The following is a 14718-nucleotide window of genomic DNA, read 5'->3' on the forward strand; positions in this document are numbered from 1 at the left end:
GACCTCGGCGGCGGCCGTGCGTGCCTCGTCCGCCCGCGCCACCCGCTGTGAAACTCTCCCGCCATGCCTCAAAACGACGCCTTCGGCGCATGGTTCTACGCAAGTCAGCAGGACGGTTCGATGCGCTCCGCCGAACGCGTCCTCCCCGTCGTCCTCGATCTTGTCCAGCCATCCAGCGTTGTCGACCTCGGCTGCGGTACCGGCGCCTGGCTCGCCACCGCACTGCGGCTCGGAGCCGACACGGTCCTCGGGGTGGACGGCCCGTGGGTCATCGAGGAGACCTTGCACATCCCGTTCGACAGCTTCCTGTCCCACGACCTCTCGCAGCCCCTGGACGTCGAGGAACTGCGCCCCGACGGGCCCGGCAGCCGGTTCGGTCTCGCCATGTCCCTGGAAGCGGCGGAGCACCTCGACGCCGACCGCGCCGACTCTTTCATCGCCAATCTGTGCGCCCTCTCCGAGTGCGTGCTGTTCTCCGCCGCCATCCCCGGTCAGACGGGCAGCGACCACCGCAACGAGCAGTGGCCGCCCTACTGGCGGGCCCGGTTCGAGCGGCAGGGTCACCAGCTCGTCGACTGCCTGCGCAGCCGTCTGTGGGCGGACCCGGAGATCGAGCCCTGGTACGCGCAGAACGCCTACCTCTACGTCAGCACCGAACGGCTGGCCGCCGACGAACGGCTGCGCGAGGCTGCGTCGGAGAACGACCAGATCCCACTCACCGCCGTCCACCCCGGGGTGCTGGCCCTCTTCTCCAAGCCCTACGCGCCGCCGAACCCGGAGCCGATCCGGCGGCAGGCGGCGCCGATGCGCTTCAGGAGCACATGAACGCGAGACGTGCGGGTCGGCGACCTCGTCGCCGACCCGCACAGCTGCGGACGGGCCGCGCTCCTCGAAGGAGCGCGGCCCGTCCTGTTGCCGGTTGCCCGACCGCTCAGCCGCGGATCAGGTTGCGCAGCACGTACTGCATGATGCCGCCGTTGCGGTAGTAGTCCGCCTCACCAGGGGTGTCGATGCGGACGACCGCGTCGAACTCCACACCGGTGTCGGTGGCGACCTTGACCGTACGCGGCGTGGTGCCGTCGTTCAGCTCGGTGACACCGGTGATGGAGAAGGTCTCCTCGCCGGTCAGACCGAGGGACTCGGCGGACGCGCCCTCCGGGAACTGCAGCGGCAGGACGCCCATGCCGATGAGGTTCGAGCGGTGGATGCGCTCGTACGACTCGGCGACGACGGCCTTGACGCCGAGGAGCGCGGTGCCCTTGGCCGCCCAGTCACGGGACGAGCCGGAGCCGTACTCCTTGCCCGCCAGGATCACCAGCGGGGTGCCGGCGGCCTGGTAGTTCTGCGACGCGTCGTAGATGAAGGAGACCGGGCCGTCCGCCTGGGTGAAGTCGCGCGTGTAGCCGCCCTCGGTGCCCGGCGCGATCTGGTTGCGCAGGCGGATGTTGGCGAACGTGCCGCGGATCATGACCTCGTGGTTGCCTCGGCGCGAGCCGTAGCTGTTGAAGTCACGACGCTCCACACCGTGCTCGGTGAGGTACTGGCCGGCCGGGGTGTCGGCCTTGATCGCACCGGCCGGGGAGATGTGGTCGGTGGTGACCGAGTCGCCCAGCTTGGCGAGCACGCGCGCACCGGCGATGTCGGTGACCGGGGTGGTCTCCATCGTCATGCCCTCGAAGTACGGGGGCTTGCGCACATAGGTGGACTGCGGGTCCCACTCGAAGGTGTTGCCGGTCGGGATCGGCAGGGCCTGCCACTGGGCGTCGCCCGCGAAGACGTCCTGGTAGGACTTGTTGAACATGTCCTCGCCGATGGCGTTGGCCACGACGTCGTTGACCTCGGCCTCGGAAGGCCAGATGTCCTTCAGGTAGACCGGGTTGCCCTCGGTGTCGATGCCGAGCGCCTCGCGGGTGATGTCCACCTTCATGGAGCCCGCGATGGCGTACGCGACGACCAGCGGCGGGGACGCCAGGTAGTTCATCTTGACGTCGGGGTTGATCCGGCCCTCGAAGTTGCGGTTGCCGGAGAGCACCGAGGTGACGGCCAGGTCGTGGTCGTTGACGGCCTTGGAGACCTCCTCCGGCAGCGGGCCGGAGTTGCCGATGCAGGTGGTGCAGCCGTAACCGACCAGGTTGAAGCCGACCTTGTCGAGGTAGGGGGTCAGACCCGCCTTGTCGAAGTAGTCGGTGACGACCTTGGAGCCCGGGGCGAGCGTGGTCTTGACCCACGGCTTGCGGGTCAGGCCCTTCTCGACCGCCTTCTTGGCCACCAGCGCGGCGGCGACCATGACGTACGGGTTCGAGGTGTTGGTGCAGGAGGTGATCGCGGCGACGGTGACGGCGCCGTGGTCGATCTCGTAGGTCGAGCCGTCGGGGGCGGTGACCAGCGTCGGGCGGGTCGGGACGCCGTTGTGCTCGGCGGGGGCGTCGGAGGCCGGGAAGGACTCCTTGCCCGCCTCGTCGTCCTCGTCGACGTAGTTGCGCACGTCCTGCGTGAACTGCTCGGCGGCGTTGGCGAGGACGATGCGGTCCTGCGGGCGCTTCGGGCCGGCGATCGACGGGACGACCGTGGACAGGTCCAGCTCGAGCTTCTCGGAGAAGTCGGGCTCAGCCGCCGGGTCGAGCCAGAGGCCCTGCTCCTTGGCGTACGCCTCGACGAGCGCGACCTGCTGCTCGGAGCGGCCGGTCAGCTTCAGGTAGTTCAGGGTCTCGCCGTCGATCGGGAAGATCGCGGCGGTGGAGCCGAACTCCGGCGACATGTTGCCGATGGTCGCGCGGTTGGCGAGCGAGGTGGCGGAGACGCCCTCGCCGTAGAACTCGACGAACTTGCCGACGACGCCGTGCTTGCGCAGCATCTCGGTGATCGTGAGGACGAGGTCGGTGGCGGTGGTGCCGGTGGGCAGCTCGCCGGTGAGCTTGAAGCCGACGACGCGCGGGATGAGCATCGAGACGGGCTGGCCGAGCATCGCGGCCTCGGCCTCGATGCCGCCGACGCCCCAGCCGAGCACACCGAGGCCGTTGACCATGGTGGTGTGGGAGTCGGTGCCGACGAGGGTGTCGGGGTACGCCTGGCCACCCCGGACCATGACGGTGCGGGCCAGGTGCTCGATGTTCACCTGGTGGACGATGCCGGTGCCGGGCGGAACGACCTTGAACTCGTCGAACGCGGTCTGGCCCCAGCGCAGGAACTGGTAGCGCTCCTTGTTGCGGCCGTACTCGAGCTCCACGTTCTGCGCGAAGGCGTCGTTGGTGCCGAACTTGTCGGCAATGACGGAGTGGTCGATGACCAGCTCGGCCGGGGCCAGCGGGTTGATCTTCGCCGGGTCGCCGCCGAGCTCCTTCACGGCCTCACGCATGGTGGCGAGGTCCACGACACAGGGAACGCCGGTGAAGTCCTGCATGATCACGCGGGCCGGCGTGAACTGGATCTCCTGGCTGGGCTGCGCCTGGGAGTCCCAGTTGCCGAGCGCCCGGATGTGGTCGGCGGTGATGTTCGCGCCGTCCTCGGTGCGGAGCAGGTTCTCCAGCAGCACCTTCAGGCTGTAAGGGAGGCGCGCGGAGCCCTCGACCTTGTCCAGCTTGAAGATCTCGTAAGACTCGTCGCCCACGCGCAGCGTGCTGCGGGCGTCGAAGCTGTTCGCCGACACGACAGTCTCCTTCATCAATGTGCGCGTACTACCTCAATGCTGCCGCCCCGGCTCCTCGCCGATCCGCTAAGGTAAGGCTTAGTTAGGTAACCCTTACCGAGTGGCGGCTTGCGGTACGCCTTCGGCAGATATCTCGATGTCGAGATAACTCTAGTACATGACCGCTACAGGGTCATGCCCGGACGCCCCCTGTCCGTTCTTATCCGACCCAGTCGTCGTCCCCTGGAACGCAGGCGACTGGGCGTTTGTCTCATCCGACGAAGTCGTCGCAGATCAGCGGCTCGACACGATGGCCGGTCAGCACGGCGGAGCCGGCAGGCCCGGGGACGGCCGTGTCGGTCACAGCCTGTCGGCGCAGAGCGTCGACCGGCTCCGCAGCCAGCCGCGTGGAGCCGCGGATGTCCGCAAGAATTACGTGACCGGCATCGCGGCCCTGCTGCGCATCCCGGATCGCCGAGGCAAGCCGGCGCACGCCGAGGGGACCAGAGGTGGGGCGATCCCCACCCGGTGCAGTCGCTACGGATCCGACGGCGCACTCGGCCTCGTCAGTCTTCGTACTGGTCGGCCGGGGCAGGGACCGGTCTGGCCCGGCTGATGTCGATGAAGGGGATGACGCCGTCGTTGACGGGGTCTTTGGTCTGTTTGCCGGTGTACGTGCCGGTGACTTCGACCCAGGTGTCGGGTTGCAGGACGGGCGGAACCTCTCCGGACAGGCCGACCTTGACCGGCTGAGCGTCGGCGGCACAGCAGTTGAGAACCATGCGGGTGAGGTAGGGCGCGCCGCCGCGGTCGAGGGTGATGAAGCCGGTGATCTTGATCCTCCGGTCGCCGAGGGAGTGTCCGTGGTCGTAAGCGGCGCGGCCCGCGTAGTCGACGACGCCGAGCCGGAGGGGGTCGTCGGCGGGTAGGGCGGGGAAGGCCAGGGGTTCTTGCAGGGCCGTGCCGGTGCGCAGGGCGCTGTAGGAGCCCAGTGCGGGTGGGGCGACCAGGATGAGGGCGAACAGGGGCAGGACGAGGAGCCAGGAGATCCGTGGTTCGCGGTGGGCATGGCCGTGCTCGTCGTGGAGTTCACGCTCGGGCCGGCTCTCGTGGTCCGTGCGCGGCCGTCGCAGTTCGTACCAGACCGTGGCGATGGCGGCGACGATCAGGACCACGCCGGCCACGAGCAGCAACGGGCGCAGCCCGGCCTTGACGTAGCGCAGGTAGAGGTCGGTGAGGCCGGCGCGCAGCACCGCCCCGCCGATGAGGAACAACACGACTGCTTGCGCCTGGCGGTTCACAGCAGGACCGCCCCGACAAGGGCCGACACCAGGACGGCCAGGGTGAAGGTGGCGGGGGCGAACCGCAGCGCGAAGCCCCGGCCGAAGGTGGCGGCCTGCATGGCGAACAGTTTCAGGTCGATCATCGGTCCGACGACGAGGAAGGCCAGCCGGGCGGTCAGGGAGAACTGCGACAGGGAGGCGGCCACGAACGCGTCGGCCTCGGAACAGATCGACAACACCACCGCGAGGAAGGCCAGGGCGAGGATCGACACCAGCGGATCATTGGCTGCGGCGTGCAGCCAGCCGGCCGGTACCACGGTCTTGAGCGTGGCCGCGGCCATCGCGCCGACGACAAGGAAGCCGCCGGCGTGCACCACGTCGTGCCGTACCGATCCCCAGAACGCCGCCCCCTTGCCGAGGCCGCCGAGCGACGGACGGTCCGGTGGGCGCATCCAGTCGGTGCGGCCCAGCCGTTGCCACAACCAGCCCATCGCGCACGCCACGAGCAGACTCGCCACGAACCGGGCGAGGACCATCTGCGGGTTGCCGGGAAACGCAACAGCGGTGGCGGCCAGCACGATCGGGTTGATCGCCGGGGCGGACAGCAGGAACGCCAGCGCCGCGGCGGGGGTGACACCCCGGCGTACAAGCGCCCCGGCCACCGGCACGGAAGCGCACTCGCAGCCCGGCAGGACCGCCCCGGCCATCCCGGCCACCGGCACCGCCAGGGAGGGCCGGCTCGGTAGCGCGCGGGCGAAGAACGACGGCGGGACGAACACCGCGATGATCGCCGACAGCAGCACGCCGAGGACGAGGAAGGGCAATGCCTGGACGACCACCGCGACGAACACGGTCATCCAGCTCTGCATGACCGGCGCGGCCAACGCCCGCCGGATCGGCCCCTGCAGCCCGACCACCAGGACCAGCACCATGGTCAGCACGAGGGACGAGTTGAACTGCCAACCGTGCGCCGCGTCCGCCTCACGGTCGTCACCGCGAGTCGAGGCTGCTTCGGTCGTGGTCACGGGTGAGGTACCTCCGGTACGGAGAGGCTTCATGGCTGGGTTCGCCTCCACCCTCAGTACGCCGGATCCGGCGCGGTTGCTCATTCCTCCGGCGGGCGTTCCGTGCGTCGACGACGGCACAGGCCGGCGGGTGCCCGGCCAGGTCTGTGCGCACACCGCCGGCGCTCGCTCCGGGGCCGGAGCTCACGACGGCCTCACCGCTCCCGCTGACAGCCGCGGCGCCGGAGCGAACCACTGAGCCGCGGTCATCCGCATCCGCCGGCGGCCCGGCCACGGCACCGGAGGAGGCCGGACACACCCGTATGGCCGAAGGTGCGGTCGTCGCCCTGGCGGTCGGGCTCACGGTGTGCCACTGCGACGGCGCCTGCATCGCTCTGCGCTTCCGGGGGCCGGTGCGGAGCGTCGCCGGATGCCCAAGCGGAGCGCAGCCGCCCCGGCGCGTGCGACGGCACCGCGATTGCCGTGACAGCGGCGCGGGCCGAGCATCGAAGCATGTTCAGTGGCGCGCATGTGATCCTTTACACCACGGACGCCGACGCGGACCGGGCGTTCGTCAAGGACGTGCTCGGGTTCCCGCACGTCGACGCCGGAGGCGGCTGGCTCATCTTCAAACTGCCGCCGGCAGAGGTCGCCGTGCACCCGACGACCGGCGACACGAAGCACGAGTTCTATCTGATGTGCGACGACCTCGAGGGCACTTTGTCCCGACTCGCCGAACAGAATGTGGAGATTTCGCGTCCACCGAGCGACCAGGGCTGGGGTGTGCTGGCCTCGGTACGGATGCCGAGCGGGGCCGAACTCCCGCTCTACGAACCGCGACATGCCACTGCGCACGGTCTTTCACTCTGATGGCCTATCCCCACGCGAGCCCATCTCATATCTGAGATAATCTCCGACGCATGGTCGACGATTACCTCGTACGTATCGGCAAGCTCATCCGTGACGCTCGCCAGCATCGTGGCATGACACAGACGCAGCTCGCCGACGCTCTCGGTACCAGTCAGAGCGCGGTCAATCGCGTGGAGCGCGGCAACCAGAACATCAGCCTTGAGATGATCGCGCGCATCGGTGAAGCGCTCGACAGCGAAATCGTCTCGCTCGGCTACGCGGGCCCCATGCATCTGCGGGTGGTCGGCGGCCGCCGGCTGTCCGGTGCCATCGACGTCAAGACGAGCAAGAACGCGTGTGTGGCCCTGCTGTGCGGCTCGCTCCTGAACAGAGGCCGCACGGTGTTGCGCCGGGTCGCCCGGATCGAAGAGGTGTACCGGCTGCTCGAGGTGCTCAACTCCATCGGTGTGCGCACCCGGTGGATCAACGACGGCGTGGACCTGGAAATCGTGCCGCCCGCCGAGCTGGACATGAACGCCATGGACGTCGCGGCCGCGCGCCGGACCCGGTCGATCATCATGTTCCTCGGCCCGCTGCTGCACCGGATGGAGAGCTTCCGGCTGCCGTACGCGGGCGGTTGCGACCTGGGGACCCGGACCATCGAGCCCCATATGATCGCGCTGCGCCGCTTCGGGCTGGACATCACCGCGACCGAGGGCATCTACCACGCCCGGGTGGACCGTACCGCCTCCCCCGACCGGCCGATCGTGCTGACCGAGCGCGGCGACACGGTGACCGAGAACGCGCTGCTGGCCGCCGCACGGCACGACGGCATAACCGTCATCCGCAACGCCTCCTCCAACTACATGGTCCAGGACCTGTGCTTCTTCCTGGAGGCCCTGGGCGTGCGGATCGAGGGCGTGGGGACGACGACGCTCACCGTGCACGGCGTGCCGAACATCGACGTGGACGTCGACTACTCGCCCTCCGAGGACCCGGTCGAGGCGATGAGCCTGATCGCCGCGGCGGTCGTCACGGAGTCGGAGCTGACGATCCGCCGGGTGCCGATCGAGTTCCTGGAGATCGAGCTCGCGGTGCTGGAGGAGATGGGTCTCGACCACGACCGCACCGGCGAGTACGCGGCGGACAACGGCCGGACGAGGCTGGTGGACCTGACCGTACGGCCCTCCAAGCTGGAGGCGCCCATCGACAAGATCCATCCGATGCCGTTCCCCGGACTCAACATCGACAACGTGCCGTTCTTCGCGGCGATCGCGGCCGTTGCCCAGGGCAAGTCGCTGATCCACGACTGGGTCTACGACAACCGGGCGATCTACCTGACGGACCTCAACCGCCTCGGCGGCCGTCTCCAACTGCTGGACCCGCACCGCGTCCTGGTCGAGGGCCCGACCCGCTGGCGCGCGGCCGAGATGATGTGCCCGCCGGCACTGCGCCCCGCGGTGGTGGTCCTGCTGGCGATGATGGCGGCGGAGGGCACGTCGGTGCTGCGCAATGTGTACGTGATCAACCGGGGCTACGAGGATCTTGCGGAGCGGCTGAACTCGGTGGGCGCGCAGATCGAGATCTTCCGCGACATCTGAGGTAGCCGCAGGTCAGGAAGCCTTTTCTCCGTCCTGGGCCGTCTGGGGGCCGTCGGCCGACGACACCAATGTGCGGATCCAGATCGCCGCGGTCGGAATCGAGCGGATCGTAGATCTCGGCCAGCCGCAGGTGTCCGAAGATCTCGTCAGTCATGCGGCCGAAGGTATACGGAGGACGCGGAAGGGGTGCCCTCCCCAACAGCGAAAGGGCACCCCAAAGGAGGTCAGCGGTGGTCGTAGCGGTCGTGACCCCAGTGGTGACCGTGGTGGTGCCGGTGGTCCCCGCGGTGGTGGCCCCAGCGGCCGTCACGGTCCCCACGGTGGTGGCCCCAGCGGCCGTCACGGTCCCCACGGTGGTGGCCCCAGCGGCCGTCACGGTCCCCACGGTGGTGGCCCCAGCGGCCGTCACGGTCCCCACGGTGGTGGCCCCAGCGGCCGTCACGGTCCCCACGGTCGTTGCCCCAGCGGCCGTCACGGTCCCCACGGTCGTTGCCCCAGCGGCCGTCACGGTCCCCACGGTGGTCGTGACCACGGTCGTACGTGGCTTGAGATACCACCGAAGGCGCGGTGGCGGCGCTGGCGCCAGTGGCGCCGCCCAGCAGGACGGCGGCCGCGACGCCCAGCGCGGCGGCAAAACGGGAAACGCGCATTCCGTGCTCCTTTCACGGCAGGTGCCTGATGCGCCTGCCTGGGTCGGACTCGTTGATGCTGACATCCGAAATGCACCGTTAAGTCCAAGCCATCACCAAAGGCACCTCATGTAACGAAAAACCGTTTGGCCGGGAACCGGCGCCCGGCGCGTCGGCGTCACGCGCGCACGCGTACTGGTGGCCCGCTCCGTCCACCAGGGTGAACTTGCACCACATGATCTGCCGAGCCGACCCCGTTCCGGCCACTGCCGCCCACGGTCTCCCTGGTCAAGATCCCGGCACCCGTCGAGGCACCCGCCTCCGCCCGACCCCACCCCCGCAGCCCCGGTCCGGCACCCGCGGGTAGGCATCAGCGCCCGTGGACTATCCGTGGACAGGAAGCGGTCGAGTACGCAGAAGCGGCCCTGTGACGTCACAGGTGCGATAGTCGATCAGCGTGCCTTCTAAGCGCCTGCCCACTGCACAGCACGGCCGGCCCGGGCCGTCCTGGGGCCGTGGAACGTAGCTCAAGGCTGGCCGACGACAACAGTCAACGACAGTCCCGCCGCAGGTGGGAGGGGCTGTCGTTGAGGAGCGTAGAGGTCAGAAACCTGCCTCGTCATTTCCGCGGCGTCTGACGCAACGCAGCTCGAGGACCTGCCTTCGCACCGTTCCTGGGCCGCCTCGGGGGAGGCGGCCCAGGATGCGGTCGGTCAACGCGCGGTACCGCGCAGCGCACAACCCCCGCAGAGGAGCGGTCAGGCTCCGGTGCGGGTCCTGCGTCGGCGGACTGCGGCGGTCAGCAGGCCTCCCGCGGCGAGCGCCGCCGCGCTTGTCCAGGCGATCGTCAGTGTGCCGCCGTTGCCGGTCTCGGCCAGGGCGCCCCCGTTGTCCGAGGACGCGTTGGACGGCGTTGTGGTCTGGGGCTCCGGCTGGTTGCCGTCCCCGCCGGTCGAGCCGCCGGTGCTCTCCGAGGAGGCCTTCACATCCACCGTGAACAGGGCCTTGTTGTTCGCCTTGTTGGTGTCGACCTTCAGCTCACCACCGTTGACGGAAAGGGTGCGCAGATCACCGCTGGTCGTGGCCGGTGCGTCCTTGCCGACCTTCATCGTGAACTCAAGAGTCACGGCCTTGCCCGCATTGAACGGCGAGTCGATCGCGCAGAGGTACTGCGGGGCGCCCGGCCGGGGTTCGCTCATTCCCCCTCCCGTCCAGGGTCCACAGCCCTTCGGGATCTTCACCGCGGTGGTGCCCTTCGGGATGTCGACCAGCAGCCCGGGGTGGTCGTCGGACGTGAGGAGGTTGAAGGATGCGGGACCGTTGTTGCGGACCTTCGCCGTGAGCGTGACGCTGTCGCCGGGGCCGGCGGTGGCAGTGTCGCCGGTGACGGCGAAATCCGCGGCGTTGACCGCATTGATGATCCACTGCGCATGATCCGTCGCCGGCGTCGGAGGCGCGCCGCCGTCCGGCACCAGCGAGAGCACGGGCCCGCTGCCGCGCGCCTTGTCCGCGGTCGCCGGCACGCCGGCGCCGGTGGGCGTCGCGGTGTAGTCCAGGAACTCGAAGAGCGCAGTCTTCTTGACGTCGAGGACCATCGGAGCGGACAGCCGGTAGCGCTTGCCCGGTTCGACCGGAGTGCTGATGTGGCACACCGCGCTGTCCAGCGTCTGCCCGGCCGCACTGGCGACGTCGTCGGTCGTGCCGTAGGTGCAGTTGGAGAACCGCTGCGCGAAGCCGAGGCCCTGGGTGGCTGCGAGCCGCAGGTCCACCCCCAGAGCCGTCAGCGATCCGGTGTTGGCGATCGTGATCGGGGCGTCGAGAGGGGCCCCGGGCTCTGCGGTGTCCGTCTGGGGGATCCTGTTGACGACCAGGCCCACCGCGCCGACGGTCACCGTCACTGTGGTGTCGGCGACGGTCGCGTTGGAGGACGTGGCGAAGAGCCGGGCCTTGCCCGTCGTACCGAGCGGAGCGTTCGGCTTGGCGTTCATCTCGAGGAGCCCGCCGTGGAAGCCGTCCGCTGCGATGTCCTTGGCGGGCCAGGCACACACGTCGGCCTTGCAGTCACGGTCGCTGACATCGGTGAAGGAGGAGATGCCGGATACGTCGATCTTGACGACCACGTCTTCGGCGGTGCCGCCGTCAGGGTCGCCCGCGAGGCCCCAGCTGATCTGCGGCGGGTCGGTCAGGTCGGCAGGCTGGGGAAGGCCGATCTCGTCCCGGACGACGGTGAAGTTCAGGACGGGGCCGTCCTGCGCGGCAAGGATGCCTTGCGGGTCCGCGTGGGCGGGAGTGCCGACGAGTACGGCGCCCAGAAGAGCAGCTGCGGTCGCTGTCACGGCGGCGGACCACCGGTGCCGACTGCGTGGTGACATCTCTTGAACACCGTCCCGTTCATTGGAAGTTGACTCTCGGATACCTGGTCCGACGGGTGGGCTCGGCGAATGGTTGTAGAGAACCGGCGATCTTCGACCTCACCGCCGCGGACCCCGATCGATTTCGTACGGCGCCGGTCCCGGGGAGGACGGGCCTCGGCGGGCCTGCGTCCGGGTGGTGATCCGGTCCGGGACTGCCCATTGACCGGCCGCCGGGACGGGGGTTCCATGGACATAAAGGACAGATAAGGCTGCTGACGGGAGGCGGCCCACCATGACCACCCACGCAGACATTTCCCAGCACCCGGACCTGGCCGAGATGCGTACCCGCTTCGAGCGGGTGACCACCACCCCTCGCGCCCAGGCCGTTGAGACCCTCGCCCTGCTGACGGGGCTCTACCTGGCGGCCTCGCCATGGATCGCCGGATTCAGCGACCTGACCAACCTGGCCGTGTGCAACCTGATCACCGGTCTCGCCTATGCCCTGTGCATGGGCGGCTTCGGTTCCGCATACGAACGCACCCATGCGATGGCATGGGCCGCGTGCGCCATAGGCGTATGGACGATCATTTCGCCATGGGTCGTCGCCGGCAATGTCGCCACGACCGGCACCGTGGTCAACAACATCATCGTCGGCCTGGTCGCACTGCTCTGCGGCCTGGCCATGGCCACGAGCGCACGGACCGGCGGGGGCAGGCGCACCGCCCCCGGCCCCATGAGCTGATTCCCTCAGCTGATCCCTCGCGCTCCGCGAGGGCCCCACTTCCCTGGGGAAGCGGGGCCTTCGCCCTGTCCAGGGCCCTCGTCAGGGACCGGGGGTGACGCGGCCTTTGAGGCGTTCGATGTCGGACGGCCTCACCTGGATGGCGACGACCGCGATGACCGCGGCGATGGCGGTGAAGACGGCGGCCATGACGAAGGCCGCGGAGGCTCCCGAGGTCAGCACCTCGTCGCTCCACGGCGCCGGCAGCTGACCGGTGCGGTGGAAGTGCAGTCGCTCGACCGGGGTCGCCTGCGCGAGGAAAGCCGGTACCTGCTCCTTCGCCTCGTTGCGGCTGGCCGTGCCGAAGACCGTGACCAGGATGGACAGTCCGAGCGAACCGCCCACCTGCTGAGTGGTGTTGAGCAGACCGGTGGCAGCGCCGCTCTCGTGGGACGCCACCCCGGAGACCGCCATCAGGGTCAGTGAGACGAACTCCATGCCCATGCCGAGGCTGAAGATGAGCATCGGGCCGAGAATGCTGCCCAGATATGTCGAGTGGACGTCGGTGAGGGTCAGCCAGGACAGCCCGGCCGCGGCCAGCACGGCGCCGGTGACCATGAACGGCTTCGGACCGTACCTGGGCAGCAGTTGGGAGGCCAGGCCCGCACCCACCGCGATGACGGCGCTGACCGGCAGAAAGGCCAGGCCGGCCTGCAACGGACTGAAGCCGAGCACGTCCTGCACGAAGAGCGTGAGGAAGAAGAACATGCCGAAAAGCGCGGCGGCGAGGCTGAGCATGATGCCGTAGGTGCCTGCGCGGTTACGGTCGGCGAACATGTGCAGCGGCGTGATCGGCTGTGTGGAGCGCCGCTCGATCTGGAAGAAGAGGGAGAGCAGTACGACCGCCGCGCCGAACGAAGCCAGGGTGAGCCCGTCGCGCCAGCCCTCCTGCGCGGCCCGGATGAATCCGTAGACCAGCGAGACCATGCCGAGTGTGGAGGTCACCGCACCGGCGAGATCGAAGTGGCCGGAATGGCGCTCGGACTCGCCGATGACCCGAGGCGTGACGATCGCGATGAGCACACCGATGGGGACGTTGACGAACAGCACCCACCGCCAGTCGAGCCATTCGACGAGGATGCCCCCGACCAGCAGACCGATCGCGCCACCTCCGGCGGAAACGGCCGCGAACACACCGAACGCCCGGTTTCGCCCGGGGCCTTCGGCGAAAGTGGTGGTGATCAGCGCGAGTGCGGTCGGCGAGGCGATGGCGCCGCCGGCGCCCTGCAGGGCGCGCGCGGCCAGGAGCTGGCCGGAGTCCTGCGCGAATCCGCCGAGCAGGGAGGCGAGGGCGAAGAGCAGCACGCCGGAGATGAACACGCGCCGTCTGCCGAGGATGTCACCGGCACGGCCGCCGAGCAGGAGCAGACCGCCGAAGGTGAGCGTGTAGGCGCTGACGACCCAGGCCAGGCCGGTGGTGGAGAAGTGCAAAGCGCTTTGGATGTGCGGCAGTGCGATGTTCACGATGGTGGCGTCGAGGACCACCATCAACTGGCAGGAGGCGATGACGAGAAGGGCGATCCCGTGTCCGCCGCCCTGGTCCGGAGCGGCGGTCTGCACGGGGGCTGTCGGCTTGGGGCTCGTCATGGCGCATCGCGACCTTGTGGCGGGTCAGGAGACGGTACCCGCCACCCTTTCGACGCTAAGCCCCTGGTGTCCCCGCCACCAGTCGATCAAGCGCCGTCGGCCGTCTTCTCCGCGACGAATGCGCGCAGTGCCGCCGACAGTTGTTCCGGCTGGTCCTCGGCGATCAGGGTGCAGCTGTCCTCGATCTCCAGCAACCGTCCCTGCGGCAGCAGTTCGGCGAGCCGCCGGCCGTGCTCGCGGGGCATCATGCGGTCCTCGGTCGCCCACACCACGAGGGCGGGCCGGTCGAACGACGGCAGCGCCTCGGCCGCTTCGAGCAGTTCGGTCCTGCGGACGCTCGTGTTGTAGCGCTTGAAGTCGTATCTGATGGCCTTGTCCGTCTGCAGCGGGCGCAGCCAGCCGTCGGTGATCTCGGTGGGCACCGGGCGCTTGGTCAGCGCGCCGAGGCCGACGGGGAACCTGCGCAGTGCGCGAAGGCCGAGGACCCGCGCCATCAGGAACACACCGCCCGGCACCCTGCAGAGGAGCGAGATCATCTTGCCCGGTGCGCCCGGCGGGTAGTTGTCGAACGCCTCGCAGGAGATGAGCACCAGCCTGGCCAGGCGTTCGGGGTGAGCGGCGGCAACCGTCTGCGCCCGGCCGCAGTCGCTCTCCACGAGCGTCACCTCCCGCAGGTCCAGCCGGTCCAGGAACTCGGCGATCAGCTCGATGACGGAGTCGGGTGTCAGCGGGACGTCCGGGCGCATGGGCGTGCGGTGGGAGCCGTACGGCAGGGTCGGTGTGATGCAGCGGTGGTCGCTGCGGAGATCGGCGACGACCTTGCGCCAGACCGTCGCGTCGTGCACCAGACCGTGCAGCAGGACGACGACCGGGCCCGGTCCCCCGGTGTCCTCGTACTGGATGGTCCCTGCGGTGAGTTCGATCTCCGGCACAGTGGCCCCCCTCGAAGGATAACGATGTTATGCCCCGTCACCGGCGCGCTGCCACTGACTTGGGAGTGACAGA

At 69.1% G+C, this 14718-nt stretch carries 12 protein-coding genes; 4 read left to right on the forward strand and 8 right to left on the reverse strand.

Translation table 11 applies throughout. The annotated features are described in order from the left end of the window. Window positions 1-63 precede the first annotated feature (63 nt). Complete coding sequence (locus OHS70_RS07940) at window positions 64-825, forward strand: methyltransferase domain-containing protein (RefSeq protein WP_328395099.1); 762 nt, start codon at window positions 64-66, stop codon at window positions 823-825. Between the two features lie 106 nt (window positions 826-931). Here OHS70_RS07940 and acnA read toward each other — a convergent pair whose 3' ends face one another. From acnA to OHS70_RS07960, 4 genes are all read right to left on the reverse strand, one after another. Next, window positions 932-3646 carry an aconitate hydratase AcnA gene (gene acnA, locus OHS70_RS07945; protein WP_328395101.1) on the reverse strand — a complete coding sequence of 905 codons (2715 nt, stop codon included), beginning with the start codon at window positions 3644-3646 and terminating at the stop codon, window positions 932-934. Between the two features lie 250 nt (window positions 3647-3896). Beyond that, entirely contained in the window at window positions 3897-4118 is a 222-nt protein-coding gene (locus tag OHS70_RS07950) for a hypothetical protein (protein ID WP_328395103.1), read from the reverse strand. Between the two features lie 73 nt (window positions 4119-4191). After that, window positions 4192-4926: a TIGR03943 family putative permease subunit gene (locus OHS70_RS07955; RefSeq protein ID WP_328395105.1), complete on the reverse strand. Its 735-nt coding sequence runs from the start codon at window positions 4924-4926 to the stop codon at window positions 4192-4194. Continuing rightward, entirely contained in the window at window positions 4923-5933 is a 1011-nt protein-coding gene (locus OHS70_RS07960) for a permease (protein ID WP_328395107.1), read from the reverse strand. The genes OHS70_RS07955 and OHS70_RS07960 overlap by 4 nt, the downstream gene beginning before the upstream one ends. A 492-nt stretch (window positions 5934-6425) precedes the next feature. Here OHS70_RS07960 and OHS70_RS07965 point away from each other — a divergent pair, with 492 nt between their 5' ends. Next, window positions 6426-6782, forward strand: coding sequence for a VOC family protein (locus OHS70_RS07965; protein ID WP_328395109.1), 357 nt, complete (start codon window positions 6426-6428; stop codon window positions 6780-6782). A gap of 50 nt (window positions 6783-6832) precedes the next feature. Beyond that, complete coding sequence (locus OHS70_RS07970) at window positions 6833-8362, forward strand: helix-turn-helix domain-containing protein (RefSeq protein WP_328395111.1); 1530 nt, start codon at window positions 6833-6835, stop codon at window positions 8360-8362. A gap of 224 nt (window positions 8363-8586) precedes the next feature. Here OHS70_RS07970 and OHS70_RS07980 read toward each other — a convergent pair whose 3' ends face one another. Both OHS70_RS07980 and OHS70_RS07985 read right to left on the reverse strand, forming a co-directional pair. Then, on the reverse strand, window positions 8587-9012 hold the full coding sequence (locus tag OHS70_RS07980; RefSeq protein WP_328395113.1) for a hypothetical protein: 426 nt from the start codon (window positions 9010-9012) through the stop codon (window positions 8587-8589). A gap of 737 nt (window positions 9013-9749) precedes the next feature. After that, window positions 9750-11327 carry a hypothetical protein gene (locus OHS70_RS07985; RefSeq protein ID WP_328395115.1) on the reverse strand — a complete coding sequence of 526 codons (1578 nt, stop codon included), beginning with the start codon at window positions 11325-11327 and terminating at the stop codon, window positions 9750-9752. 310 nt (window positions 11328-11637) lie between these two features. Between OHS70_RS07985 and OHS70_RS07990 the strand changes: the two genes are divergently transcribed. Beyond that, window positions 11638-12087, forward strand: coding sequence for an SPW repeat protein (locus OHS70_RS07990; protein WP_328395117.1), 450 nt, complete (start codon window positions 11638-11640; stop codon window positions 12085-12087). Between the two features lie 81 nt (window positions 12088-12168). On the opposite strand, the gene OHS70_RS07995 is transcribed toward OHS70_RS07990, so the two are convergent. Continuing rightward, a complete protein-coding gene (locus OHS70_RS07995; RefSeq protein WP_328405484.1) occupies window positions 12169-13647 on the reverse strand; it encodes an MFS transporter in 1479 nt (492 codons plus the stop codon). A gap of 152 nt (window positions 13648-13799) precedes the next feature. Then, entirely contained in the window at window positions 13800-14645 is an 846-nt protein-coding gene (locus tag OHS70_RS08000) for an alpha/beta fold hydrolase (RefSeq protein ID WP_328395119.1), read from the reverse strand. Window positions 14646-14718 lie beyond the last annotated feature (73 nt).

It is taken from the genome of Streptomyces sp. NBC_00390, from assembly GCF_036057275.1.
GTDB lineage: Bacteria > Actinomycetota > Actinomycetes > Streptomycetales > Streptomycetaceae > Streptomyces.